Here is a 24448-nt window from a genome sequence, read left to right as displayed (position 1 = left end):
GCCCGACGTCAGGGCAGCTGGTGGCCGGGCCCGCTCGGTGACGGCGGCTCGACGTGGCCCGGTGTCGTCTCCGTTGGTCGGTACCCGGCCCCACCACGAAGGGGAGGCCGGCGGGCCCGCTCGTCGCGCACCGCGAGCAGGAGCGCGGCGACGAGTGCGGCGAGCAGCAGGGGGAGGCAGCACAGCACCCCGAGGACCAGCGACGACATGCCCCGATCATGACGGCTGTGCGGCGCTCAGGCTCCCGGGAGCGTGTCGTCGAACTCCACGGTCTGCGGCAGGTCGGCGTGGCCGGCCAGTCGGAACAGGCGCACCACCCGCTTGGCCCGCACCCGCTGGACGTCCTTGACAGCGTCGTTGTGGAAGCGACGGGCGAGCTGCACCCGCAGGCCCGCCTCGCGGACGCGCTCGAGCGCAGCGGCTCCGGGGTCCCCCTGCGCCTCGATGTCGCGGGTGACCTCGGGTGGCAGCGCCGCGTGCAGGATCTCGGTCAGCTCGCTCTCGACCGACTCCCGGCCGGCAAAGTGCTGTCCCTCGAGGAGGTCGGCCTCGAAGGTGCGCTCGTTGACCCGCTCCAGCGACTCGCTCGCCGCGGCCGCCAGGAGGAAGCCCGTCGCCGGGTCGAGGGCACCGGAGTTGGCCAGCTCCAGGCTTGCCTCGGCCCGGCGCACGACGTGCGCGTCGAGGGCCGACAGGGCGCCCTCGACCTTGGCGTGCAGCCGATCGAGCCGCGCGGCGCTGTAGGAGAGGTACCAGGCGAGGAGGAGCAGGACGCAGAGCGTCAGGGCGATCCAGCTCAAGGTCTCCATGGCTCTCCTGCCCGGCCACGCGGCCCGCGGTCACCGATCCGGCCCAGTCCCGGCCGCAGCCGGGTCACCTCGCGGGGGTGCCCCGCGTCGAGGACGGTCTCGTAGACGGCGATGATCTCGCGGGCGACGACGTCCCAGTCGAAGGCCCGCGCGCGCTCCCGCCCCAGTCGCGAGAGGGTCGCGCGTCGCTCTGGGTCGCCGAGCAGCTCGACGATCCGGGCGGCGAGGTCCTCGGGGCGCTCGCTCGCGAAGAGGGCTCCGGCCATACCGGCGCGCCCCGCGTCGAGGACCCTCTGGAAGGCCGCCAGGTCGCTGGCGAGGACGGGTGCGCCGGCCGCCATCGCCTCGACGAGGACGATCCCGAAGCTCTCTCCCCCGGTGTGGGGCGCGATGTAGAGGTCGGCGGACGCCAGGGCCGACGCCTTGTCCTCGTCGGACAGGGCTCCGAGGAACTCGGTGGACGCCGCGACCGCCTCGGGTAGCTTGGCCCGGGCCGCCTCGGCGCTGCCGGGGCCGACGACGAGCAGCCGCGCACCCGGGACGGCGTCGAGGACCGCGGGCATCGCCTCGGCGAGGACCGGCAGCCCCTTGCGCGGCTCGTCGATCCGACCGAGGAAGACGATCGTCGGGCGTCCGGGCGCGCCGGTCCACCGCGGGTCACGCTCGGCGCGGGCGAAGGCGCTGGTGTCGACGCCGTTGGGGATGACGACGGCGTCCCCACCGATGTGGGTGGTGACCGTGCGTCGCGCGTCCTCGGAGACGGCGATGCGCCCGTGGATCTTCTCCAACGACGGCCGCAGGAGCGGGTAGGCGGCCTGCATGACGCGTGAGCGGACGTTGGATGTGTGGAAGGTGGCGACGACGGGGCTCGTGGCCGCCCACAGCGCGAGCACCGACAGGCTGGGCGCGAGCGGCTCGTGGATGTGCACGACGTCGAAGTCGCCTTCCTCGAGCCAGCGGCCCACGCGGGCCGACGCGACCGGACCGAAGAGCAGCCGGGCGGTCGAGCCGTTGTAGCGGATCGGCACGGCCCGACCGGCCGGGACGACGTGCTCGGGCAGGACGGTGCCCTCGTCGGCGGGGGCGAGTACCGACGGCTCGTGCCCGTGGCGAGCGAGGTAGTCGGCGAGGTCGCGGATGTGGAACTGCACTCCCCCGGGCACGTCGAAGGAGTAGGGGCTCACCAGACCGACCCTCACGCGGCGCTCCGGTCCGCGGTCGTGATCGCTCGGTCGCGTGCGGGGTCGAGGTCGTCGACGAAGACCCGCTGCATCATGTGCCAGTCGGCGGTGTGCCGGGTGATCGCGCTGCCGAAGGCGTCGGCGCAGGCCTGGGTCGTGCGGGCGACCGCGTCGGGCGAGCCGGCGGGCGCGACGGTGACCGCGTCGTGGACCGTCACGACCATGCCCCACCGGCGACCGACCCGCTCGTGCCGCAGGGTGACCGGGTAGAGCGGCAGGCCGGTCTCGACGGCCAGGGCTGCCGGACCGGCTGCCATCCGCGCGCGGTGGCCGCACAGGTCGACCTCGACCCCGCTCGCCGACAGATCGCGGTCGGCGAGCAGCGGCATGACGACCGGCTCCCCCGTCGCGAGCTGTGCCCGCAGCCGCTCGTAGGTGCCCCGCTCGGCCGGGTGGATGACCATGCCCAGCTGCTCGCGGTAGTCGAGGAAGGCCCGGAACATCTCCTCGGGCTCGAGCCGCTCGGCCACCGTGACGACGGTGCCGAGGTGACGGGCGCACCACACCCCCGCCAGGTCCCAGTTGCCGGTGTGGCCGAGGAAGGCCAGCACCGGTCGCCCGGCGAGCAGGTGCGACTTCAGCTCGGGCATGGCGCCCTCGAAGCGCACGAGGGAGTCGACGTCGGTGCCGCTCACGGACGGCAGCCGGAAGGCCTCGACGTAGTAGCGAAGGGAGGCGCGCACCCCCTCGGCGACGAGCGCCTCGAGCTCCTGCGGCCCCAGCTCCGGACGCACCCGGGCGTAGTTGGCCCGCAGCCGCTGGACGGAGCTGCCGTTGCCCGCCACGGTCCGGTCGGCGGCGAGGTCGAAGAGCGCGTAGGCCGCGCGGGTCGGCAACAGCCGCAGCACCCGCCACGCCAAGAGGAAGGCGAGGACGGTGGCGCGCTGCCGCAGCCGGGTCACGGTCCCGAGGGTGTGGTTCCGGCGGCCTCTGCGGCGATGACCTGCTGGCGCACGAGGAGGACCCGCTGGAGGATCGTGACGAAGCTCGCGACGGCGAGCAGGCCGAGCACCACCGTGAGGACGATCTCGGGCAGGCCCAGCCCGACGAGGCCGGTCGTCACGAGCGCGGCGACGAGCCGGTCGGCCCGCTCGGCGATGCCGACATCGGCCCGCATGCCCAGGCCCTCGGCCCGGGCGCGGGCGTAGGAGACGACGCTACCGAGGACGAGGCAGGCGAGAGCGAGCCAGGCCTTGAGCCGGTCGTCGCCACCCTGGAAGTACCAGATCGTCAGGCCGGAGAAGATCGCCGCGTCGCCGATGCGGTCGAGCGTGGAGTCGAGGAAGGCGCCCCACTTGCTCGAGTGCCCGAGCTCGCGCGCCATGATCCCGTCGATGGTGTCGGAGAAGACGAAGGCGGTGATGACCAGGACACCGACGAGCAGTTGCCCCTGCGGGAAGAAGACGAGCGCCCCCAGGCAGACGCCGAGCGTGCCGAGGATGGTGACGACGTCTGGGCTGATGCCCAGGCGGAGCAGCAGGCGCGCCACCGGGGTGAGGATCCGGGTGACGGCTGCGCGCGCGTATCGGTTGAGCATGGCGGGTCAAGCGTAACTGCGCGGGGCCGGTGCTCCTGACGGCGCACCGGAGTGTGATGCAGGCCCCGTCGGCTCAGCTGCCGGCGTCCGGCCAGGCCGCCGCCAGGGCGGCGCGCGCGTCCTCGAGGAGGATCGGCAGCGCCTTGGTCTGCGCGACGATCGGCAGGAAGTTCATGTCGCCGCCCCACCGCGGGATGACGTGCTGGTGCAGGTGGGCCGCGACGCCCGCCCCGGCGACGGCGCCCTGGTTCATGCCGAGGTTGAAGCCGTGCGGGTTGGAGCTGTCCTGCAGCGCCCGGATCGCCGCCTTGGTCAGGGCGGTGAACTCCAGGGTCTCCTCGTCGGTGAGGTCGATGTAGAGCGAGACGTGCCGGTAGGGGCAGACGAGGACGTGACCGGCGTTGTAGGGGAAGAGGTTCATGACGACGAAGCAGGTTTCGCCCCGGTGGACGATGAGGCCCTCGGCGTCGCCCTTGTCGGGGGCGACGCAGAAGGGGCAGCCGTCCCCGGCCTCGTCGCTGGGCCGCTCCCCCGTCACGTAGGCCATCCGGTGGGGCGTCCACAGCCGGTCGAAGCCATCGGGCACGCCCACGAGGGAGCGATCGTCCTCGGTCGGGTGGTCGTGCTGCGTCATGGGCCCGATCCTGTCACGCCCCACGACGAAGGGGAGGTCCTCCCCCTTCGTCAGGGGCGGGGCGGGGTCCACTCGCGCAACCGGCCCGTCGGGTCGCCGAATCCGGTCGCATCGAAGAGCGGACGCCCGGCGTCGCTGGCGTTGAGCCGGACGAAGCGGACCCGCTCGGCCGTCGCCGCCTCCTGCACCGCGTGGAGGAGGCGGCGCCCGATGCCGTCGCGACGCCGGTCGGCGGTGACGAAGACCTGCTGGACGTACCACCACTCGGGCCGGCCGAGGTGGCCGAGCGTCGGCAGTTTGCGCACGGGGTGGACGAGGACGCACCCGACCGGGCGACCGTCGGGCTCCTCCGCGATCCAGCCCCGCTGCGCGGCGAAGTCGGCCAGGAGGGCATCGGCGTACTCCGTGAGGAAGCCCGGCCGTGGCGTGCGCCCGGCCTCACGGTCCTGCTGGAGGCGCAGCGCGCCGAGTGAGAGCGCGTCGTCGCGCTCGATCGGGCGGATCCGCGTCGTCATGCCCGAAACCTAGCCAAGGACCGCCCCCGCCGTCCGCATTTCCCTAGGGAAATGCGGACCAGACCCCACATCTCCCTAGGGAAATGCGGACCGGCCTGCGCATTTCCCTAGGAAATGCGCAGGCCGGTCAGGCGGAGCGGATCAGATCGTGCCGTCGGGCGCGGCGTCCGGGCCGGGGTTGGTCAGGCTCGGCGCCGACATCACCTGGTCCTTGGCCTCGACGGCCGCGAGGACGCGGGCGATCGCGGTCTCGATCGGCAGCCCGTTTTCCTGGGACCCGTCGCGGTAGCGGAAGGAGACGGCGTTGTTGCTGCGGTCCTCCTCGCCGGCGATGAGGGTGAAGGGCACCTTGGACTTGCTCGCATTGCGGATCTTCTTCGGGAAGCGGTCGTCGCTCTCGTCGAGCTCGACCCGGATCCCCTGCGCCCGCATCTGCTGCAGCACGTCCCAGAGGTAGTCGTTGTACTCCTCGGCGACCGGCACACCGAGCACCTGGACGGGCGAGAGCCACACCGGGAAGGCGCCGGCGTAGTGCTCGACGAGCACCCCGATGAAGCGCTCGATCGAGCCGAACTTCGCCGAGTGGATCATCACCGGCTGCTGACGGGAGCCGTCGGCGGCCTGGTACTCGAGAGCGAAGCGGTCCGCGGACGGCTGGTTGAAGTCGTACTGGATCGTGCTCATCTGCCAGGTGCGGCCGATCGCGTCACGGGCCTGCACCGACACCTTGGGGCCGTAGTAGGCCGCGCCGCCCGGGTCGGGCACGAGCTCGAGACCGGTCTCGGAGCACACCTGCTCGAGGACGGACGTCGCCTCGGCCCAGTCCTCGTCGCTGCCGATGAACTTCGAGCTCTTGTCGCCCCCTTCGTCGCGGGTCGACAGCTCGAGGTAGAAGTCGTCGAGACCGAAGTCGCGCAGCAGCCCGAGGATGAAGTCGAGCAGGTGACGGATCTCGTCGGGCGCCTGCTCCTTGGTGACGTAGGAGTGGCTGTCGTCCTGCGCGAAGCCGCGCACCCGGGTCAGGCCGTGGATGACGCCGGACTTCTCGTGGCGGTAGACGTGCCCGAACTCGAAGAGCCGCAGCGGCAGCTCGCGGTAGGAGCGCTGCTTGCTGCGGTAGATGAGGTTGTGCATGGGGCAGTTCATCGCCTTGAGGCGGTAGTCCATGCCGTCGACGTCGAAGGGGGGATACATGCCTTCGCCGTAGTACGGGAGGTGGCCGGAGGTGTGGAAGAGCCCCTCCTTGGCGATGTGGGGGGTCCCGACGTACTCGAAGCCCTCCTCGATGTGCCGCTGGCGGACGTAGTCCTCCATCTCGCGCTTGATGACCCCGCCCTTGGGGTGGAAGACGGGCAGGCCGGAACCGATCTCGTCGGGGAAGGAGTAGAGGTCGAGCTCGCGGCCGAGCTTGCGGTGGTCGCGCTTCTCGGCCTCCGCGAGGCGGTCGAGATAGGCCTTCAGCTCGTCCTTGGTCGGCCAGGCCGTGCCGTAGACGCGCTGCAGCTGCGGGTTCTTCTCGCTGCCGCGCCAGTAGGCCGCGGCGCTGCGCATGATCTTGTAGGCATTGCCGATGACCTTGGTGCTCGGCACGTGCGGGCCGCGGCACAAGTCACCCCAGGCACGGGTGCCGTCGCGGCGGACGTTGTCGTAGATCGTCAGCTGGGTGCCGCCCACCTCGACCGAGGCGCCCTCCGCAGCGTCCTCGGAGGCGCCGCCCTTGAGGCCGATGAGCTCGCACTTGTAGGGCTCGCCGGCCAGCTCGACGAGCGCGTCGTCGTCGCTGATCTCGCGGCGAACGAAGGTCTGGCCCTCGTTGATGATCCGCTGCATCGCCTTGTCGAGGGCCTTGAGGTCCTCGGGGGTGAAGGGCTCCTCGACGTCGAAGTCGTAGTAGAAGCCGTCGCGGATCGGCGGGCCGATGCCGAGCTTGGCGGAGGGGTTGATCTGCTGCACGGCCTGGGCCAGGACGTGGGCCGTGGAGTGCCGCAGCACGTCCAGGCCGTCCTGCTCCTGCGCCGTGACCGGCTCGACGACATCGCCCTGGGCGAGCTCGTGCGCGAGGTCCCGCAGCTCGCCGTTGACCCGGGCGACGAGCACGGCCCGGTCGCCCTCGAAGAGGTCCGCGGCAGTAGTGCCCTGGTCCACCGATCGCTCGTCTCCGGCGACGTTGATGGTGATCTGGGCAGACACGGGTGGCTCCTGTGGGACGGTTCGCGGTGCCCGGCCGGGCACCCGTCGAACTCTATCCCCGCGAAGGGGGCGGCCCCCAACGCATTCCCCCGCTGAGTACGAGACCCCATGTGCGACCCCCTTCGTCGTCCCTACCGTCGAGTCATGCTCACCAAGGACGCTCGACTGCTCCCGCACACCGCCTGCTGGTTCGGCGTGCTCAGCCTGCTCGCCGTGCTGTGCTTCCACTTCCCCGAGCTGCTCACGAGCCAGGAGTTCCGCCCCGTCTACACCTCGGGGTTTGCTCGTGGCCTGCTGCTCGTCGGCATCATCGGGGCCTTCGTCATCGGCACGGTCGCCGTGCTCGCCGGGCAGCGACGGCCCATCGCCTTCACCGGTGTCGTCGCGGCCACGGTGGCCGTGCTCCTGGGTGGCTCCTCGATCCCGCTCGGCGAGATCGAGTCGACCCCGTGGTCGCTCGGGGTCGACTGGTTCATCCTCTCGCTCGTCTTCTCCGCGCTCGTCTTCATCCCGCTCGAGCGCTACCTCGCCCACCGGCCGCACCCCGTGCTGCGCCGGGGCTGGCGCACCGACGTCTGCTACTTCTTCCTCAGCCACGTCCTCGTCCAGCTGATCCTCATCGTCGTCACGACGTCGACGACGACGGTCGCCGCCGCCATCGCCGTCGACCCGGTCAAGGAGCTGGTCGTCGGCCTTCCCCTGTGGCTGCAGGTCCTGCTCGCCGTCTTCGTCGCCGACCTCGCCCAGGCCGTGCTCCACCGCGCCTACCACCGGGTCACGAGCCTGTGGCGCTTCCACGCGGTGCACCACTCCAGCCGCGACCTCGACTGGCTCGCCGGCTCCCGCGTCCACCTCGCCGAGACGGTGCTCACCCGCAGCATCGTCCTGCTGCCGCTGATGGTCCTCGGCTTCTCGACGCCGGCGATGAACGCCTACGTCATCATCGTCGGTCTCCAGGCCGTCGTGGCCCACGCCAACATCGGGGTCCGCTTCGGCTGGCTCGAGTACCTCCTCGTCCTGCCGCGCTACCACCACTGGCACCACGCCCGGCACGTCGACTACTGGGACCGCAACTACGCGATCCACCTGCCGGTGGTCGACATGCTGATGGGCAGCTTCAAGCTCCCGCGTGACGGCAGCTGGCCGGAGGAGTACGGCGTGCTGCGGCTCGAGACGGTCCCGGAGGGCATCGTCGAGCAGCACCTCATGCCCTTCCGTGGTGACCGCGACTACGAGCGCCACGTCGCCTGAGCCCACGGCTGGTTGACTGGCCGCCGTGCACATCACCCGGATCGGCCTCACCCCGCTCAAGGGCGCCCGCCACGCAGACCTCGACCACCTCCGGCTCGACCCGTCGGGACCGCGCGGTGATCGGCTCTTCTGCCTGCTCGAGGCCGACGAGGACCGGGTGCTGCGCACCGTGGAGAACCCCACAATGGTGCTCGTCTCCGCGGCCCGGGACGGCGCGGTCCTCACCGTCACCACGCCGAAGGGAGGGACGGTCGCCGGCGAGCCCGTGCCCACCGGGCACGTCGTCGAGGCGGACTACTGGGGGCGACCTGCTCGGCTCGAGGTCATGACCTCGGACCACGCCGAGCTCCTCGGGGACCACCTCGACCGCCCGGTCCGCCTGGCCGGCATCCGGTCCGCGGGCGAGGTCGTCTACGGCGGGTCGGTCAGCATCGTGACCACCGGCGCCCTGCGCGAGCTCGGCGAGGTGCAAGATGCGCGGTTCCGCGCGACGCTGACGATCGCGGCCGACCGCGACCCCGAACCGGGCAGCCTGCTGCGCCTGGGCGAGGCCGTGGTGCGGGTGCGTGGTGCGGTCCCCCGCTGCCGGGTCGTCGACATCAACACCGAGACCGGTGAGCTGGACACGAGGCACCTGCACACGCTGGCGCGCCGCGACCGACCGGAGGGCGAGGTGCCCTTCGGCATCGACGCCGACGTCGTCACCCCGGGCGTGGTGCGTCGAGAGGACCCCGTCGCCCTGATCTGAGAGTGTGGGCGGGCACACCACGGCGCACCCCATGAGAGGCACGACCATGCACGTCATCTGGGGCCTGGGCGGCATGCTCGGCCTGCTCCTCATCGCCGCCGCGCTGTCGACCAACCGTCGCGCGATCCGGCTGCGGACGGTGCTGCCGGCGCTGGCGATCCAGGTCGGCTTCGGGGCGCTCGTGCTCTACGTCCCGTGGGGCCGGACCGCGCTGCGGTGGGCCTCCGACGGCTTCCAATCCGTCATCGACTCGGCGACCGAGGGGATCAGCTTCCTCTTCGGCCCGCTGCTGCCCGACGAGGGCGTCGTCTTCGCCCTGCAGGTGCTGCCCGTCGTCGTCTTCTTCGCCTCGCTCACCGGTGTGCTCTTCCACCTGGGCTGGCTCCAGGTCGTCGTGCGGGTGCTCGGCGGTGGCCTGCAGCGGGTCCTGGGCACCGGCAAGGCCGAGTCCACCAATGCCGCGGCCAACATCTTCCTCGGGCAGACCGAGGCGCCCCTGGTCATCCGGCCCTACGTCGCCGGCCTGACCCGCTCGGGGCTCTTCGCCGTCATGGTCGGTGGACTGGCGACGGTCGCGGGCTCGGTCCTCGTCGGCTACTCGCTGCTGGGCGCCGACCTCGACTACCTCATCGCCGCGAGCTTCATGGCCGCACCCGGCGCCCTGCTCATGGCCAAGATCCTCGTGCCCGAGGAGCCGGACAACGTCGCGTCCGGCACCGAGTTCGACGAGGCCGAGGTCGAGGCGGCCAAGCACACACCGAGCGAGCTCGGTGAGGTCACCGAGCACCGCAATGTCATCGACGCCGCAGCCGCCGGCGCCGCCGACGGGGCGAAGCTCGCGATCAACATCGGCGCGATGCTGCTCGCCTTCATCTCGCTCATCGCCCTGCTCAACGCCATGATCGGCGGGGTCGGCGGCTGGTTCGGCCACCCCGACCTGTCCTTCGAGACGATCATCGGCTACGTCTTCGCGCCGATCATGCTGATGATCGGCGTCCCGTGGCACGAGGCCGTCGACGCCGGGTCCTTCCTCGGGCAGAAGGTCATCGTCAACGAGTTCGTCGCCTTCACCAACTTCGGGCCCGAGGTCGAGTCCTACAGCCCGCGCACGCAGGCGATCGTCACCTTCGCGCTCACCGGCTTCGCCAACCTCAGCTCGCTCGGCATCCTCCTCGGCGGGCTCGGGTCGATGGCCCCGAGCCGCCGCAAGGACATCGCAAGCCTGGGCATGCGCGCGATCCTCGCCGCGACCCTGGCCAACCTCATGAGCGCGACAATCGCCGGGATCATGCTCGGCTAACCTTGCGCCGGGCGCAGCCCAGCGCAAGGGTCAGCTCGGGCGGGCTCAGCCCGCCTCGGTCGTGCCCTCGTAGAGCCCGATGTGGTTGCCGTCGGGGTCGGCGAGCACGGCGAACCAGCTCGTCTCCGAGATCGGTGACTTGTCCATGACGACCGACCCCCCGCTCTCCGTCGCCCTGGCGAGGACCTCGTCGATCGAGTCGACCTCGACGTAGGAGCGAGGATGCTCGAAGCCCTCGCCCCTGGGGGCCAGACCTCCCCCGCTGATCTGGTTGGGGGCCTGCCACATGGGATAGCCCTCGAAGCCGGGGATCTCGGCGATCTGCCAGCCGAAGAGCCCGCTGTAGAAGGCCGCGCCCGCCGTGAGGTCGCTGACCGGGATGTCGATGTGCGTGATGTCTCCGTGTGCCATCTGCCGAGCATGACACTGCGGTGTGACAGCCACCACACCCGCGAGGTGAGCGGTCCGGCCAGCCGCGACACCCTCACCTCCGCGACACCCTCGACCCCCGGGGCTACCGACGAGTAGCATGCGGCCATGCAGCCCCCGTCGGGCGTCACCGTCGACGCCCCGGACCCCTTCGCGGACCCGACGACACCGGTCCCGCCCGGGTGGATCGCCCGCCTCGGCCTTGCCGGTGTGGGCATGTGCGCCGGATGGTTCGGCCCGATCCAGGTGCTCCTCGGGCTCCAGGCCGCGAGCCTGACGCCCGGCCACAAGGAGGCCACCCTCTCCCTCGTCACCGGCGTCGGCGCCGCCGTGTCGACCCTCGCCAACCCGCTCGCGGGAGCCTTCAGCGACCGGACGACCTCGCGCTTCGGCCGGAGGGTCCCGTGGCTCGTCGGCGGGACGCTCGTCGGGGCCCTCGGCCTCGTCGTCCTCGCCGCGGCCGGGTCGGTCCCCGTGATGATCCTCGGCTGGTGCCTCGTCCAGGCCGGGCTCAACGGCACCCTCGCCGCGCTCACCGCCGCCGTGCCCGATCTCGTCCCCGTCGAGCAGCGCGGGCTCGTGAGCGGCGTCGTCGGCATGACCCAGACCCTCGGCATCGTCGTCGGCACCGGGGTCGCGACCCTCGTCTCCGGCACCACCGGCGCCTACCTCGTCCTGGCCGTTCTCGCGGTCGCCGCGGTCACCCCCTTCGTGCTGCGCTCCCTCGACCGGCCACTCCCCCGCGGCCACCTCCCGAAGACGCCCGTGCGGCAGTTCCTCGCCGGCTTCTGGATCTCGCCGCGACGCCATCCCGACTTCGCGTGGGCCTGGGCCACGCGCTTCCTCGCGACGGTCGCCAACTCGATCTGCACGATGTACCTGCTCTTCTTCCTCACCGATGCCGTCGGCGTCGCCGACCCCGAGCTCGGCGTCCTCGTGCTCACCCTGCTCTACGCCGCGTGCCTCATCGTCTCCGCGATCGTCGCCGGCATCTGGTCAGACCGGATCGGCCTGCGCAAGCCCTTCGTCACCGCCTCCGGCGTCGTCATGTCGAGCGCGGCGGTCCTCCTCGCGATCGTCCAGACCTGGTCCGCGGCGCTCGTCGGTGCGGTGATCCTCGGCATCGGCTACGGCGTCTACCTCGCCGTCGACTTCGCGCTCATCACCCAGGTGCTCCCGCGGGCCGGTGACCGGGCCCGCGACCTCGGCGTCATCAACATCGCCAATGCCCTCCCACAGGTCCTGGCTCCGGCGATCGCCGGACCGATCATCACGTGGTTCGCCGCCCACGCGACCCACGCTGCGGGCTACCGCACGCTCTACCTGCTCGCCGCGGCCATCGGCCTGGCGGCCGCCGTCCTCATCCGCAAGATCCGCAGCGTCGCCTAGGAGACCCATGCCCACGCCCCTGCCCCGCGACTTCCTCTTCGGCACGTCAACCGCCAGCTACCAGATCGAAGGGGGTGTGGCCGCCGGTGGTCGTGGCCGCAGCATCTGGGACGACTTCTGCGACCGCCCCGGCACGATCGCCGACGGGTCGTCGGGCGCGGTGGCCTGCGACAGCTACCACCGGTGGGACGAGGACGTCGAGCTCCTGCACGGGCTGGGCGTCGACGCCTACCGGTTCTCCATCGCCTGGCCGCGCATCCAGCCTGACGGGGCGGGGCCGGCCAATGCGGCCGGTCTCGACTTCTACGACCGTGCCGTCGACGCCCTGTGCGAGGCGGGGATCGCCCCCTTCGCCACGCTCTACCACTGGGACCTGCCCGCCGCCCTCCAGGCGAAGGGCGGCTGGATGGCCCGGGAGACCGCCGAGCGCTTCGGCGACTACGCGGCCCTCGTCGCCGACCGCCTCGCCGACCGGGTGGCCATGTGGATCCCGGTCAACGAGCCGGTCGTCGCCACCCTCTTCGGCCACGCCATCGGGCTGCACGCCCCCGGCGAATCCCGCGGCTTCGAGGCTCTGGCCGCAGCCCACCACCTGCTCCTGGGCCACGGGCTGGCCACGCGGTCGCTGCGCGCGAAGGGGGTCGCTGCGATCGGCACGGCCAACAACCACACCCCGGTCCACGCGGTGAGCGAGGCCGACGAGGACGTCGCTGCCGCAACGCTCTACGACACGATCCACAACCGGGCCTTCGCCGAGCCGATCCTGCTCGGCGAGTACCCCAACGGCATGGGTGACGGGATGCCCGGCCCGGTCGCCGAGGACCTGACGGTCATCAGCTCGCCCCTCGATGCCTACGGGGTCAACTACTACAACCCGACGCTCGTCGGGATGCCCGGGTCGCCCGGCACCGCGGCCGCCCGCGCCGCGGTCCCCGACCAGCAGGTCCAGCTGGAGGTGCCCGATGGCATCCCCTTCCAGCTCGTGCCGGTGCCGGCTCGCGAGTACACCGCCTTCGGGTGGCCGGTCGCGCCAGAGGGTCTGACCGAGGTCCTCGTGCAGCTGCGCGAGCGCTACGGCGACCGGCTCCCCCCGGTCCACATCACCGAGTCGGGGTGCTCGACGCACGACGTGGTCGAGGACGGCACGGTGCACGACGAGGCGCGCATCCGCTACCTCGACCAGCACCTCGATGCCGTGGCCGATGCCCTCGACGCCGGGGTCGACGTCAGGGGCTGGTTCGTGTGGTCGCTGCTCGACAACTTCGAGTGGGCCGAGGGCTACACGCAGCGCTTCGGGCTCGTGCGGGTCGACGTCGAGGGTGACCAGCAGCGGGTGCCCAAGGACAGCTATGCGTGGCTGCGGGAGCGCATCCGGGAGATCCGGACCCCGGGCTGACCACGGGGACGACGACGGCCCGTGTCCCCCCTGCGGGACACGGGCCGTCGTGACCTCGGCGCTCAGGCCAGGGTGAGCACGAGGTGCTCGGTCTCGGGCTTGCGCGTGCTGCGCAGTCCCGCGACGACCTTCTCGCCGGTGGTGTCGATGACGAAGTCGACCTTGGCCGGCAGCATCACCGGCTTCTTGAACCACACGTGGCTCGTGCACGGACCGCTGGTGCGCGGCCCGATGGCGCCGAGGACCCGTGCATAGGTCCACATGCCGTGGGCGATCGCCTTGGGGAAGCCCATGGCCTTCGCCGTCACGGCGCTCATGTGGATCGGGTTGATGTCACCCGACGCGAGCCCGTAGGTGCGACCGAGATCGCCGGGCAGCGACCACTTCGCGGCGGCCTGGCCCGTGGGGATCGCCGGGGGCTGCGCACCCCGGTCCGCCTCGGCGTCGCCCTTGCCGCGGGCCAGGTAGGTCGAGCGACCCTCCCAGACACGCTCGCCGGCGACGTCGACCTCGGTGACGAGGTCGACGACCTTGCCCTTGGGGTGGGCCCGGAGGTTGTCGGCGGAGACGGTGATGTCCATGGCCTCGTCGAAGCGGACCTCACGGTGCACCGTGATGACGTTCTCGACGTGGACCAGGCCCATGAGCGGCAGAGGGAAGCCCTTGCCCGACATCAGCTGCATCTGCAGCGGGAAGCCGACGACGTGCGGGTAGGTGTGCGGCAGCACGTCGCTGTTGTTGAAGCCGCAGATGCGCTGGTACTCGAGCAGGTCGAGCCGGTCGACCTGGTGGCCCTCGAGGCGCAGCCGGGTGTCGGGGAGCGACGAGCCGCCACCCTTGCCCGGCAGCGCCGCCTTGGCGTAGATCGGCCCGAGCGCCGGGATGCTCTTGACGGTCGTGACGGCCATCAGGCGCCCAGCAGCATCTGACCGCACACGCGCACGGTGTTGCCCGTGACGGCGCGGTTACTGTCCCACGCGAACCACCCGATCGTCTCGGCGACGTCGACCGGCAGACCACCCTGCGACAGCGAGTTGGTCAGGCGGCCGATCTCGCGCGTCGCGAGCGGGATCTTGGCCGTCATCTCGGTCTCGATGAAGCCCGGGGCGACAGCGTTGACCGTCACGCCCTTGGCGAGGACCTGCGGGTCCTTGGCCAGGCTCGAGGTCATGCCGATGACGCCGGCCTTGCTCGCGCCGTAGTTGGCCTGACCGCGGTTGCCGGCGATGCCGGCGATCGAGGCGACGTTGACGATGTGGCCGCCCTCGTTGATGGCGGGCACGAGGGCCTCGTTCATCTTGAGGATCGACAGCAGGTTGACGTTGAGCACCGATCCCCAGCGGTCGGCGTCGGTGTTGACGAGCAGCTTGTCGCGGGTGATGCCCGCGTTGTGCACGACGATGTCGAAGCCACCGTGCAGCGTGCTCGCGTGCTCGACGATCTTGGCCCCCGCGTCCTCGGCGGTGACGTCGACCTGCAGGGCCGAGCCACCGATGCGGTTGGCGACCTCGGCCAGCGGGCCGCCGGCGGCGGGGATGTCGACGCACACGACGGTCGCGCCGTCACGGCTGAGGACCTCGGCGATCGCGGCACCGATGCCGCGCGCGGCCCCGGTGACGACCGCGACCTTGCCCTCGAGCGGGGCGTCCCAGCTCTCGGGCACAAGGATGTCGCCGACGGCCTCGCCGACGTGCACGACCTGGGCCGAGACGTAGGCCGAGCGGCCGGAGAGGAAGAAGCGGACGGTCGCCTCGGCGTTGGCATCGGCACCCTCGGCGACGTAGACCATGTTGGCCGTGCCGCCGGCACGCATCTCCTTGCCGACCGAGCGCACGATGCCCTCGAGCGCGCGGCGGGCCGCGGCCTCGGCGACGTCGTCGGTGTCCGCGACCGGACGGCCGATGACGATGACCCGGCCGGTGGGGGCCAGGGTCTTCAGCGCCGGGGCCAGGATGCCGCGCAGGGTCTCCAGGTCCGCGGGGGTGCGGGCCTGGGTCATGTCCACGACGACACCGGCAACCGAGGTCGACGGAGAGGTCGCGATCTGCACGCCGTCGGCCTGCAGGGCCTCGGTGAGCAGAGCGGCGACCGGGGCGTCACCGTGCCCGGCGAGCAGGACCGCGCCGCCGATGAGCGGGGCGCCGGCCTTGTGGCGACGCAGCTTGGTCGGACGGGGCAGGCCGAGGGTGTTGGCGATCTGCTTGCCCAGACCGGAGCTGACGAACTTGCCGTACTCGAATCCCATGTGGGTGTTCTCCTTGAGTCGGTGCGGGGAAGGCTCAGGCGCCCTCGAGGATGGCCACGACGCCCTGTCCACCGGCGGCGCAGATGGAGATCAGGCCACGGCTGCCCGGGCCCTTGGCGTGCAGCATCTTGGCCAGCGCGGCGACGATGCGGCCACCGGTGGCGGCGAAGGGGTGACCAGCGGCGAGCGAGGAGCCGTTGACGTTGAGCTTGTCGCGGTCGATGGACCCGAGCGGGGCGTCCAGGCCGAGCTTCTCGCGGCAGAAGTCCTCGTCCTCCCACGCGGCGAGCGTGGAGAGCACCGTCGCGGCGAAGGCCTCGTGGATCTCGTAGTAGTCGAAGTCCTGCAGCGCCAGGCCGTTGCGCTCGAGCATGCGCGGGATGGCGTAGGCGGGGGCCATGAGCAGGCCCTCGGCACCGTGGACGTAGTCGACCGCGGCGGCCTGGCCGTCGACGAACCACGCGAGCGGGGTCAGGCCCTGCTCCGCGGCCCACTCCTCGGAGCCGAGCAGCACCACGGACGCGCCGTCGGTGAGCGGCGTCGAGTTGCCGGCGGTCATCGTCGCGTCGTCGCCCTTGCCGAAGACCGGCTTGAGCTTGGCGAGCTTCTCCATCGAGGAGTCGGCCCGCATGTTCTGGTCCTTGGACAGACCCATGAAGCTCGTGACGAGGTCGTCCTGGAAGCCCTCGTCGTAGGAGCGGGCGAGGTTGTGGTGGCTCTTCATGGCGAGCTCGTCCTGCGCCTCGCGGGTGATGCCCCACTTCTTGGCCGTGATGGCCATGTGGTCACCCATCGACAGGCCGGTGCGCGGCTCGACGTTGGCCGGGGTGGCGATGCCGAGGTCCGTCGGGCGGATCTTGGTGAGCGCCAGGGCCTGCGCCTTGGCGCCTTTGGCCCGGTTGACCTTGAGCAGCTTCTTGCGCAGCGACTCGGTGACGGTGATCGGGGCGTCCGAGGCGGTGTCGACGCCACCGGCGATGCCGGACTCGATCTGGCCCAGCTTGATCTTGTTGGACACGAGGATCGCGGTCTCGAGGCCGGTGCCGCAGGCCTGCTGCAGGTCGTAGGCGGAGGTCGTCGGCGCGAGGGCCGAGCCGAGGACGGCCTCGCGGACGAGATTGAAGTCGCGGGAGTGCTTGATGACCGCACCACCGGCCACCTCGTCGATGTGCTTGCCACCGAGGTTGTAGCGGGCGACGAGCCCGTCCAGGGCGGCGGTGAACATGTCCTGGTTGGACGCCTCGGCGTACGCGGCGAACTGGCGGGCGAAGGGGATGCGGTTGCCACCGAGGACGGCGGCGCGACGCGGCAGGTTGTTAGCCACCACAGGTCTCCTGGGTCGTGTTGGTGTCAGTCGGGGACGGCGTCGTGCGCCGCCTCTCCCACCACTGACTTTATGCGATACGGACGGTAGCAGGTACTCCTCGTCCCTGATACCGTCCCGCCTTGTGAGTGACACCACCGACGGCCGCAGCGCCCGCTGGGAGGTGCATCGTCAGGAGCGTCGCAAGGCGCTCGTCGAGTCGGCGATCCGCACCATCCGCAGCCGGGGCGCCACCGTCGGCATGGACGAGCTCGCCGCCGACGCCGGCACCTCCAAGACGGTCTTCTACCGGCACTTCACCGACCGACGCGGCCTCTACCAGGCCGTCGCCGCCCGGGTCGACGAGCTCATCCTGCGTGACATCGGCAAGGTCCTCGGTCGCCGGACGGGCGGGTTCGGCTCCGGGCTCGACGCGCTCGACGTCGACCCGCGCTCGGTGATCCACGCCGCGATCGACGCCTACCTCCAGCTCGTCGAGCGCGACCCCGAGGTCTACCGCTTCATCGTCTCCGCGCCGATCGTCGGCACCTCGACCGGCGGCAATGCCGCGGAGGTCGCCGCCAGCGCCACGGGTCGGATGGCGGGTCAGATCAGCGACCTCGTGGCCGCCGCCCTCGTCGAGCGCGGCAACGACCCGGCCCCCGCGATGCTGTGGGGCCAGTCGATGGTCGGCCTGGTGCGAGCCGGCGCCGACGCGTGGCTCGCCGGCACCGCGGGCGAGGTCTCCCGCGAGGAGGTCACCGCCCAGCTGACCGACCTCGCCTGGTCGGGTCTGAAGATCGCCTGGAAGCAGCCTACCGACGCGTAGGGTGGCGCCCATGGACCCCATCGACGCGGCTCCCGTCACGGCACTGCGCGAGATCCTGCGGCTGCCGACCGTGGCCTCCGCGGACCCGGAGACGACCGACCCCGCTCCCTTCGTCGAGCTGCACTCCCGCCTGCGCGAGCACTTCCCCCTGACCCACGAGGTGGGCGAGGTCATCGACGTCCCGCCGCACGCGCTGCTCATCCGGGTGCCCGCCGATCCGACCTCGCCGACGGCCACCGCCGACCCCGTCGTCCTCATGGCCCACATGGACGTGGTCCCGCTCGGCGACGAGAGCCTGTGGACGCACCCGCCGCTGGCGGCCGAGGTCGTCGACGGCGTCATCTGGGGCCGAGGGGCCCTCGACGACAAGGGCCAGCTCGTCGCCGTCATCGCTGCCGTCGAGTCCCTCCTGGCCGACGGGCAGCGCCCCGCCCGCGACGTGTGGCTCTCCTTCGGCAGCGACGAGGAGGTCATGGGCAGCAGCGCCCGTCGTGCCGTGGAGACGCTGCGCGAGCGGGGCATACGCCCCTGGTTCGTCCTCGACGAGGGCGGAGCCGTCGCCTCCGAGGCCTTCCCCGGGGTCACGCGGCCCCTCGGGGTCGTGGGCGTCTCGGAAAAGGGGGTGCTCTCCCTTCGGCTCACGGCCAGCGGCCGCGGCGGTCACGCTTCGCGACCGGCGAAGGGGGGTCCCGCCGCCCGCGTGGCCGCGGCGATCACCCGACTGGAGCGCCGGCCCTTCCCGGCCCACGTCTCCCCCGCGACGCTCGAGATGCTCCGGCGGCTCGCGCCGCACCTGCCGCGCCCCCTGCGACCGGTCGTCGAGCGGGCCGACCGCTTCCCCGGCGCCCTCGCCCGGCTGCTCGTCGCCGCCGGCCCCGAGGCCGCCGCACTGGCCCGCACGACGGTGGCGGTCACGACGCTCACCGGGTCGCCGGCGATCAACGTCAGCCCGACCTCCGTCGTCGCCGGGCTCAACCTGCGCATCGCGGTCGGCGAGACCACCGCGGACGCCACCGACCGGATCCGGCGAGTCGTCGGGTCCGACATCGACGTCGAGGTCGCCGACGCGCACGAGCCGAGCCCGCTCTCGCCGGTCGACGACCCTGCCTTCGCACTCCTCGAGGGGACGATCACCGAGGTCTTCGCCGAGGCGGTGCCGGTGCCCTACGTCATGTACGCCGCGACGGACGCGCGCCACTTCACGACGATCTGCGAGCGGGTCTACCGCTTCGCACCCTTCCGGATGAGCGCCGCCCAGCGCGAGGCGATCCACTCCTACGACGAGCGCCTGGGGGTCGAGGACTTCCTCGACGGAATCCGGTGGTACCGCGCGCTGCTCGACGGTCTGGCGGGCGAGCGGTGAGCCCGACCATCTGGCGGATCGTCGGCTTCCTCGCTGCCGTCGAGATCGCCTCCGGTGTCCTGCAGGGGTACTACACGCCGATCTACAGCGACATCGCCGACCACCTCCGCATCGCCGACGGCGACGTGAACTGGTTCGAGGCCGCCCAGCTCATCGTCGCGGCACTGGCCGTGCCCGTGCTCTCCCGGCTGGGCGACCTGCACGGTCACCGTCGGGTGCTCGTCGTCGCGACGATGATCACCGCCGTCGGCGGGTGGGTCGTGGCCCTGGCCCCCGGCTTCTGGACCTTCCTCGTGGGCTGGGCGATCCAGGGTGCCTACACCGTCTGGCTCCCGATGGAGATCGCAATCCTCCACGAGCGCTCTCGCGAGCACCCCGACCGCCCGGCGCTCGTCAGACGCGGCGCCGCCCTCCTCGTCATGGCACTCGAGGTCGGCGTCATCGCCGGCGCGCTGGGGGCCGGCGCGCTCCAGCCGGTCCTCGGCATGACCGCACTGCTCGCCGTGCCCGCCGCCGCGACGACGATCGCCCTGGTGGCCATCCTCCTCGGAGTGCGCGACGAGTCGGCCCCGGCCACCGGCCGCCTCGACCTCGTCGGCACCGCCCTGTTGAGCACCGGGCTGCTGCTCGTCCTGGGTGGGCTCGTCGTGGTGCGCCTGCAGGGCCTCGGCAGCCCCCCGGCCTGGCTGCTCGTGGCCCTCGGCTGCGCCGTGATGTGGCTCTTCGTCCGCGTCGAGATGTCGAGCAGCTCGCCGCTCCTCGACGTACGTGCCCTCGCCGCCCCGACGATGTGGCCGGTGCAACTGGCCGCGGCCCTCTTCGGCATGAGCGTGCTGGGCGCCCAGATCCCCCTGTCGACCTTCGCCCGGACCGACCCCGCGGAGGTGGGCTACGGACTAGGCGTCGACGCCGCCGCGATCGCCAACCTCATCGGCCTCTACGTCGTCGCGATGGCCGTCGGGGCGCTGCTGTCCCCCTTCGCCGCCCGTCGTCTCGGGGTGCGGGGCATGCTCGTCGGGGCCGCCGTGCTCGTCGCCGTCGGCTACGCGACCTTCATCCCGCTGCACGACGCGCTGGCGCACGCGATGCTCGCCATGGGCATCGCCGGCCTGGGATCGGGGGCCCTCGTCGCCTCGCTCCCGGCCGCCGCGGCCGCGGCCTCGACGCACGGGGGCACGGCCGAGGCGGCGGGCCTGACGAATGCGACCAAGACCGTCGGCGGCTGCCTGGCCTCGGCGCTCTTCGCCGTGGCCCTGGCGTCCACCGGCAGCATCTCCGACCCGACCGAGGGGCACGCACCGCTCTCGGGCTATCTCACGGTGTGGGGCATCTGCGCCGGCTCCGCCCTGCTCGCCGCGATCGCCCTCTCCCGCCTGCCCGCGGCGGACCGCGAGCTCGAGCCGGTCGACGTCTGAGCCACCCCGAGGCCGCATTGCCCTACGGCAATGCAGGTCGAGCGGCTAAGCAGAGACGTCTGACGGGGCCCGCGGGGGCGGCCGCGTGACGCGGTCGCCACCGTCCCCCACGCCCGCGGCGACCGGGGATCTGCGAGCATGCGAAGCATGAGCGCCGAGCAGACCAAGGACCCCGTCGCCGAGCAGATCCGCGCCGTCCTCGACGGTCGGTGGGAGGCGATCCGTCAGCAGCTGCGAGCGGACCCGCGCTTCCCCGTGGCCGAGCCCGACCTGCGGCTCGACCTCGAGCAGCACCGGGCGCGCACCCTGGAGCTCGTCACCGCCCTCACCGACAGCGAGCTCGTCCGGGCGACCCTGCCGGTCGAGCTGGGCGGCACGGGTGACGTTGGGGCCTCGGTCACCGGGCTGGAGATGATCGGCCACGGGGACCTGTCGGTCTTCGTCAAGGCGGGCGTGCAGTTCGGCCTCTTCGGTGGGGCCATCGCCAACCTCGGCACCGAGCGCCACCACCGCGAGTACCTGCCCGGCATGGCCGACCTGTCGCTGCCCGGGTGCTTCGCGATGACCGAGACCGGCCACGGCTCCGACGTGCAGTCGATCCTCACCACGGCCACCTACGACCCCGAGACCGACGAGCTGGTCGTCCACTCCCCTTCGCCCGCCGCCCGCAAGGACTACATCGGCGGCGCGGCCCGCGACGCCCGGCTCGCCGCGGTCTTCGCCCAGCTCGTCGTCGGCGAGGAGCAGCACGGCGTGCACTGCGTCCTCGTCCCCCTGCGCGACGAATCGGGCCAGCCGATGCCTGGCGTGACGATCGGCGACTGCGGGACCAAGCTCGGCCTCAAGGGCGTCGACAACGGCCGGCTGATGTTCGACCAGGTGCGCGTCCCCCGCGCCAACCTGCTCAACAAGTACGGCGACATCGACGACCAGGGCCGCTACTCCTCGCCCATCGAGAGCGTCAACCGGCGCTTCTTCACCATGCTCGGCACGCTCGTGCGCGGCCGGGTGACGGTCGCCGCCGGCGCCGGTGCGGCCACCCGCAGCGCCCTCACCCTCGCGGTGCGCTACGGCCTCCAGCGCACGCAGTTCACCTACCCCGACGGCGAGCACGAGGTCGTCGTCATGGACTACCGGGCCCACCAGCGCAAGCTCCTGCCCCGGCTCGCGAGGTCCTACGCGCTGGCCCTCGCGCAGAACGCCCTGACCGGCAAACTCGCCGACATCAGCACCGGCGAGATCACCGACGAGTCCTCGCAGCGCGAGCTCGAAGCGCGCGCCGCCGGGCTCAAGGCGATCACGACCGAGCACGCCAACGACACGATCCAGGCCTGCCGGGAGGCGTGCGGCGGTGCCGGCTACATGGCGCTCAACCGCTTCGCCGACCTCAAGGCCGACACCGACGTCTTCGCGACCTTCGAGGGCGACAACACGGTGCTGCTGCAGCTGCTCGCCAAGGGCATGCTCACCGACTACAAGAGCGACTTCCAGGAGCTCGACACCCGCGGCGCGATCCTCTTCGGTGCCCGGCAGGTGACGACCTCGGTCATCGAGCACACCATCGGCGGGTCGATCATCCAGCGACTCATCTCCGGCGCCCCGGGCAAGGACGGCGACAACGCCCTCGAGGACCGCGGCGGTCAGCTCGCCGTCTTCGAGGACCGCGAGTCGCACCTCACCGAGACGCTCGCGATGCGCCTGCGCCGCGCCGGCGAGGAAGGCGCCGACTCCTTCCGGGTCTTCAACGAGGCCCAGGACCACCTGCTCGAGTCGGCCCGCGCGCACATCGACCGGATCGCGCTCGAGGCCTTCGTCACCGCGATCGAGGAGGCCCCCGACGGTCCCGGTCGCGATCTGCTCAACCTCGTGTGCGACCTCTTCGTCTTCAGCACGGTCGAGGCCAACCGCGCGTGGTTCATCGAGCACGGTCGGCTGAGCGCCAGCCAGTCGAAGGGGGTCGTCGCGCGCGTCAACGAGCTGTGCGGCGAGCTGCGGCCCCACGCGGCGACGCTCGTCGGTGGCTTCGGCATCCCCGACCACTGGCTGACCACGGAGATGATGGCGGACCTGGCGAGCTTCTAGGCCGGACCGGCCACCGCGGGGCAGGAGGTCACCGGGTGCGGGCGACCCTCCCTTCGTCCCAGACGGGACCGTCGCTCTCCCGGACCCGCCCGTCGGCCCCGTAGACGAGGAAGCGGTCGAAGCCGCGGGCAAACCACCGGTCGTGGGTCACGGCGAGGACGGTGCCCTCGAAGGCGTCCAGCCCCTCCTCGAGGGCCTCGGCGGACTCGACGTCGAGGTTGTCGGTCGGCTCGTCGAGCAGGAGGAGCGTCGCCCCGGACAGCTCGAGCAGCAGGATCTGGAAGCGCGCCTGCTGCCCACCCGAGAGCGACTCGAAGGTCTGCTCCCCCGCGTGGGCGAGCTCGTAGCGGTCGAGGACCCGGCTCGCGGCCTCGCGGCCCAGACCCGAGCGGTGGCCGTCGCCGCGGTGCAGGATCTGCAGCAGGGTGCGGCCGATCAGCTCGGGGTGCTCGTGGGTCTGGACGAACCAGCCCGGGCGCACCCGCGCTCCCAGCCGGGCACGGCCGGTGTGTGCGACGGGCGCGATGACGGCCTCGCCGACGGGCAGGTTGTCCACCTCGGGGTCACTGCCCCCGGCGGCGAGCAGCCGCAGGAAGTGCGACTTGCCCGAGCCGTTGGACCCGAGCACCGCGACCCGCTCGCCGTACCAGACCTCGAGGTCGAAGGGCTGCATGAGGCCGGTGAGCTCGAGCCGCTCGCAGACGACCGCGCGCTTGCCGGTGCGACCGCCGTGCAGCCGCATGGTCACCTTCTGCTCGCGCGGCTGCTCGGTCGGCGGGCCGTCGGCCTCGAAGCGCTCCAGCCGGGTCCGCGCCGACTGGTAGCGCGTGGCCATGTCGGAGTTGTACTTGGCCTTCTGCTTGTACATGAGCACGAGGGCCTTGAGCTTGGCGTGCTCCTCGTCCCACCGCTTGCGCAACTCCTCGAAGCGCGCGAAGCGCTCCTGCCGCGCCTCGTGGTAGGTCCCGAACCCGCCGGGGTGGGTCCACACGCGGTTGCCCGCGCTGCCGAGCTCGACGGTGACGACGCGGGTGGCGGTGTTGGCCAGCAGCTCCCGGTCGTGGCTGATGAAGAGGATCGTCTTGTCGGAGGCGCGGATCTGCTCCTCCATCCAGATCTTGCCCGGCACGTCGAGGTAGTTGTCGGGCTCGTCGAGCAGCAGCACCTCGTCGGGTCCGCGCAGCAGGTACTCCAGGACGAGCCGCTTCTGCTCGCCGCCGGAGAGCGTGCTCAGCTCGCGGTACTTGCACCGCTCGAAGGGGACACCCAGCGCGGCCGTGGTGCACACGTCCCAGACGACCTCCTGGTCGTAGCCACCGGCGTCCGCGTAGTCGCTGAGGGCCGTGGCGTAGCGCATCTGGGTGCGCTCGTCCTCGGTCTCCATGAGGGCCAGCTCGAGCCGGTCGACCTCGGCCGCCGCGTCCCGAACCGCCTGCGGGGAGACCGACATCAGCAGGTCGGCGACGGTGGGTCGCTCCCCCAGCCCGGCGCCGACGTGCTGGCGCATGATCCCGAGCCCACCGGTGCGGGCGACGGATCCCGCGTGCGGGGTCAGCTCGCCGGTGACGATGCGCAGCAGCGTCGTCTTGCCGGCGCCGTTGGCCCCGACGAGCGCGACCTTGGCGCCCTCACCGACGCGGAAGGAGACCTCGTCGAGCAGCACCCTCCCGTCGGAGAGCTCGTACCTGACACCGGCGACGTCGACATGTCCCACGAAGGGGGATCCTCCCCGATCCGCCCGGTGCCACCAAGCGCATTCTCTGCCGGGCCCT

Annotated in this window: 22 protein-coding genes; 9 read left to right on the top strand and 13 right to left on the bottom strand. The window is 71.8% G+C overall.

The features are described from left to right. Window positions 1-8 precede the first annotated feature (8 nt). From NYE39_RS02025 to thrS, 8 genes are all read right to left on the bottom strand, one after another. Entirely contained in the window at window positions 9-209 is a 201-nt protein-coding gene (locus tag NYE39_RS02025) for a hypothetical protein (RefSeq protein ID WP_341011734.1), read from the bottom strand. 27 nt (window positions 210-236) lie between these two features. Next, window positions 237-809 (bottom strand): hypothetical protein, encoded by a 573-nt coding sequence (locus tag NYE39_RS02020; RefSeq protein ID WP_072624515.1) that lies wholly within the window; start codon window positions 807-809, stop codon window positions 237-239. Beyond that, window positions 797-2008, bottom strand: a complete 1212-nt coding sequence (locus NYE39_RS02015) for a glycosyltransferase family 4 protein (protein WP_341011733.1) — start codon at window positions 2006-2008, stop codon at window positions 797-799. The genes NYE39_RS02020 and NYE39_RS02015 overlap by 13 nt, the downstream gene beginning before the upstream one ends. Further along, a complete protein-coding gene (locus NYE39_RS02010; RefSeq protein ID WP_341011732.1) occupies window positions 2005-2952 on the bottom strand; it encodes a phosphatidylinositol mannoside acyltransferase in 948 nt (315 codons plus the stop codon). The genes NYE39_RS02015 and NYE39_RS02010 overlap by 4 nt, the downstream gene beginning before the upstream one ends. Further along, complete coding sequence (gene pgsA / locus NYE39_RS02005) at window positions 2949-3587, bottom strand: phosphatidylinositol phosphate synthase (protein WP_072624512.1); 639 nt, start codon at window positions 3585-3587, stop codon at window positions 2949-2951. Before pgsA ends, NYE39_RS02010 begins: the two co-directional genes overlap by 4 nt. 73 nt (window positions 3588-3660) lie before the next feature. Further along, a complete protein-coding gene (locus NYE39_RS02000; RefSeq protein ID WP_341011731.1) occupies window positions 3661-4221 on the bottom strand; it encodes an HIT family protein in 561 nt (186 codons plus the stop codon). A gap of 50 nt (window positions 4222-4271) precedes the next feature. Next, window positions 4272-4736, bottom strand: a complete 465-nt coding sequence (locus NYE39_RS01995) for a GNAT family N-acetyltransferase (RefSeq protein ID WP_341011730.1) — start codon at window positions 4734-4736, stop codon at window positions 4272-4274. A 141-nt stretch (window positions 4737-4877) separates the two neighbouring features. Continuing rightward, window positions 4878-6926: a threonine--tRNA ligase gene (gene thrS, locus NYE39_RS01990; RefSeq protein WP_341011729.1), complete on the bottom strand. Its 2049-nt coding sequence runs from the start codon at window positions 6924-6926 to the stop codon at window positions 4878-4880. A 144-nt stretch (window positions 6927-7070) separates the two neighbouring features. On the opposite strand from thrS, the gene NYE39_RS01985 reads away from it, so the two are divergent. The 3 genes from NYE39_RS01985 to NYE39_RS01975 are packed head-to-tail and all read left to right on the top strand — an operon-like array spanning window position 7071 to window position 10225. Further along, window positions 7071-8177, top strand: coding sequence for a sterol desaturase family protein (locus NYE39_RS01985; RefSeq protein WP_341011728.1), 1107 nt, complete (start codon window positions 7071-7073; stop codon window positions 8175-8177). 25 nt (window positions 8178-8202) lie between these two features. Continuing rightward, complete coding sequence (locus tag NYE39_RS01980) at window positions 8203-8925, top strand: MOSC domain-containing protein (RefSeq protein ID WP_341011727.1); 723 nt, start codon at window positions 8203-8205, stop codon at window positions 8923-8925. A gap of 31 nt (window positions 8926-8956) precedes the next feature. Then, window positions 8957-10225: a NupC/NupG family nucleoside CNT transporter gene (locus NYE39_RS01975; protein ID WP_341011726.1), complete on the top strand. Its 1269-nt coding sequence runs from the start codon at window positions 8957-8959 to the stop codon at window positions 10223-10225. Between the two features lie 45 nt (window positions 10226-10270). Here NYE39_RS01975 and NYE39_RS01970 read toward each other — a convergent pair whose 3' ends face one another. After that, complete coding sequence (locus NYE39_RS01970; protein ID WP_084452739.1) at window positions 10271-10636, bottom strand: VOC family protein; 366 nt, start codon at window positions 10634-10636, stop codon at window positions 10271-10273. A 126-nt stretch (window positions 10637-10762) separates the two neighbouring features. Between NYE39_RS01970 and NYE39_RS01965 the strand changes: the two genes are divergently transcribed. Further along, window positions 10763-12043 (top strand): MFS transporter, encoded by a 1281-nt coding sequence (locus NYE39_RS01965; protein ID WP_341011725.1) that lies wholly within the window; start codon window positions 10763-10765, stop codon window positions 12041-12043. A gap of 7 nt (window positions 12044-12050) precedes the next feature. Continuing rightward, window positions 12051-13439: a GH1 family beta-glucosidase gene (locus NYE39_RS01960; RefSeq protein ID WP_192912107.1), complete on the top strand. Its 1389-nt coding sequence runs from the start codon at window positions 12051-12053 to the stop codon at window positions 13437-13439. Window positions 13440-13501: 62 nt separating this feature from the next. Here NYE39_RS01960 and NYE39_RS01955 read toward each other — a convergent pair whose 3' ends face one another. The 3 genes from NYE39_RS01955 to NYE39_RS01945 are packed head-to-tail and all read right to left on the bottom strand — an operon-like array spanning window position 13502 to window position 17008. Beyond that, a complete protein-coding gene (locus tag NYE39_RS01955; protein ID WP_341011724.1) occupies window positions 13502-14347 on the bottom strand; it encodes a MaoC/PaaZ C-terminal domain-containing protein in 846 nt (281 codons plus the stop codon). Beyond that, the gene (locus NYE39_RS01950; RefSeq protein ID WP_341011723.1) at window positions 14347-15684 is read right to left on the bottom strand and encodes a 3-oxoacyl-ACP reductase; all 1338 of its coding nucleotides are present in this window, start codon (window positions 15682-15684) and stop codon (window positions 14347-14349) included. The genes NYE39_RS01955 and NYE39_RS01950 overlap by 1 nt, the downstream gene beginning before the upstream one ends. A 34-nt stretch (window positions 15685-15718) precedes the next feature. Next, window positions 15719-17008, bottom strand: coding sequence for an acetyl-CoA C-acetyltransferase (locus NYE39_RS01945; protein WP_072624501.1), 1290 nt, complete (start codon window positions 17006-17008; stop codon window positions 15719-15721). A gap of 124 nt (window positions 17009-17132) precedes the next feature. On the opposite strand from NYE39_RS01945, the gene NYE39_RS01940 reads away from it, so the two are divergent. From NYE39_RS01940 to NYE39_RS01925, 4 genes are all read left to right on the top strand, one after another. Then, window positions 17133-17816 carry a TetR/AcrR family transcriptional regulator gene (locus NYE39_RS01940; RefSeq protein WP_159451229.1) on the top strand — a complete coding sequence of 228 codons (684 nt, stop codon included), beginning with the start codon at window positions 17133-17135 and terminating at the stop codon, window positions 17814-17816. Window positions 17817-17826: 10 nt separating this feature from the next. Beyond that, window positions 17827-19179, top strand: a complete 1353-nt coding sequence (locus tag NYE39_RS01935) for a M20/M25/M40 family metallo-hydrolase (RefSeq protein ID WP_341011722.1) — start codon at window positions 17827-17829, stop codon at window positions 19177-19179. Beyond that, window positions 19176-20594: an MFS transporter gene (locus NYE39_RS01930; RefSeq protein WP_341011721.1), complete on the top strand. Its 1419-nt coding sequence runs from the start codon at window positions 19176-19178 to the stop codon at window positions 20592-20594. Before NYE39_RS01935 ends, NYE39_RS01930 begins: the two co-directional genes overlap by 4 nt. A gap of 147 nt (window positions 20595-20741) precedes the next feature. Further along, complete coding sequence (locus tag NYE39_RS01925; RefSeq protein ID WP_341011720.1) at window positions 20742-22676, top strand: acyl-CoA dehydrogenase family protein; 1935 nt, start codon at window positions 20742-20744, stop codon at window positions 22674-22676. Window positions 22677-22704: 28 nt separating this feature from the next. Here the strand turns inward: NYE39_RS01925 and NYE39_RS01920 are convergent, their stop codons facing one another. Continuing rightward, window positions 22705-24390: an ABC-F family ATP-binding cassette domain-containing protein gene (locus NYE39_RS01920; RefSeq protein ID WP_341011719.1), complete on the bottom strand. Its 1686-nt coding sequence runs from the start codon at window positions 24388-24390 to the stop codon at window positions 22705-22707. Window positions 24391-24448 lie beyond the last annotated feature (58 nt).

The sequence above is a fragment of the Janibacter sp. FSL W8-0316 genome, assembly GCF_038004165.1.
Classification (GTDB): domain Bacteria; phylum Actinomycetota; class Actinomycetes; order Actinomycetales; family Dermatophilaceae; genus Janibacter; species Janibacter indicus.
This window is presented reverse-complemented; position numbering and strand designations above follow the sequence as displayed.

Bases quoted from the DNA above. Each gene is read 5' to 3' on its own strand.
- NYE39_RS01950 (WP_341011723.1), bottom strand. From the start codon at position 15,684: ATGGGATTCGAGTACGGCAAGTTCGTCAGCTCCGGTCTGGGCAAGCAG.
- NYE39_RS02020 (WP_072624515.1), bottom strand. From the start codon at position 809: ATGGAGACCTTGAGCTGGATCGCCCTGACGCTCTGCGTCCTGCTCCTC.
- NYE39_RS01985 (WP_341011728.1), top strand. From the start codon at position 7,071: ATGCTCACCAAGGACGCTCGACTGCTCCCGCACACCGCCTGCTGGTTC.
- NYE39_RS01995 (WP_341011730.1), bottom strand. From the start codon at position 4,736: ATGACGACGCGGATCCGCCCGATCGAGCGCGACGACGCGCTCTCACTC.
- pgsA (WP_072624512.1), bottom strand. From the start codon at position 3,587: ATGCTCAACCGATACGCGCGCGCAGCCGTCACCCGGATCCTCACCCCG.
- NYE39_RS01935 (WP_341011722.1), top strand. From the start codon at position 17,827: ATGGACCCCATCGACGCGGCTCCCGTCACGGCACTGCGCGAGATCCTG.
- NYE39_RS02025 (WP_341011734.1), bottom strand. From the start codon at position 209: ATGTCGTCGCTGGTCCTCGGGGTGCTGTGCTGCCTCCCCCTGCTGCTC.
- NYE39_RS01975 (WP_341011726.1), top strand. From the start codon at position 8,957: ATGAGAGGCACGACCATGCACGTCATCTGGGGCCTGGGCGGCATGCTC.
- NYE39_RS01970 (WP_084452739.1), bottom strand. From the start codon at position 10,636: ATGGCACACGGAGACATCACGCACATCGACATCCCGGTCAGCGACCTC.
- NYE39_RS01965 (WP_341011725.1), top strand. From the start codon at position 10,763: ATGCAGCCCCCGTCGGGCGTCACCGTCGACGCCCCGGACCCCTTCGCG.
- NYE39_RS01955 (WP_341011724.1), bottom strand. From the start codon at position 14,347: ATGGCCGTCACGACCGTCAAGAGCATCCCGGCGCTCGGGCCGATCTAC.
- NYE39_RS01960 (WP_192912107.1), top strand. From the start codon at position 12,051: ATGCCCACGCCCCTGCCCCGCGACTTCCTCTTCGGCACGTCAACCGCC.
- NYE39_RS01925 (WP_341011720.1), top strand. From the start codon at position 20,742: ATGAGCGCCGAGCAGACCAAGGACCCCGTCGCCGAGCAGATCCGCGCC.
- NYE39_RS02000 (WP_341011731.1), bottom strand. From the start codon at position 4,221: ATGACGCAGCACGACCACCCGACCGAGGACGATCGCTCCCTCGTGGGC.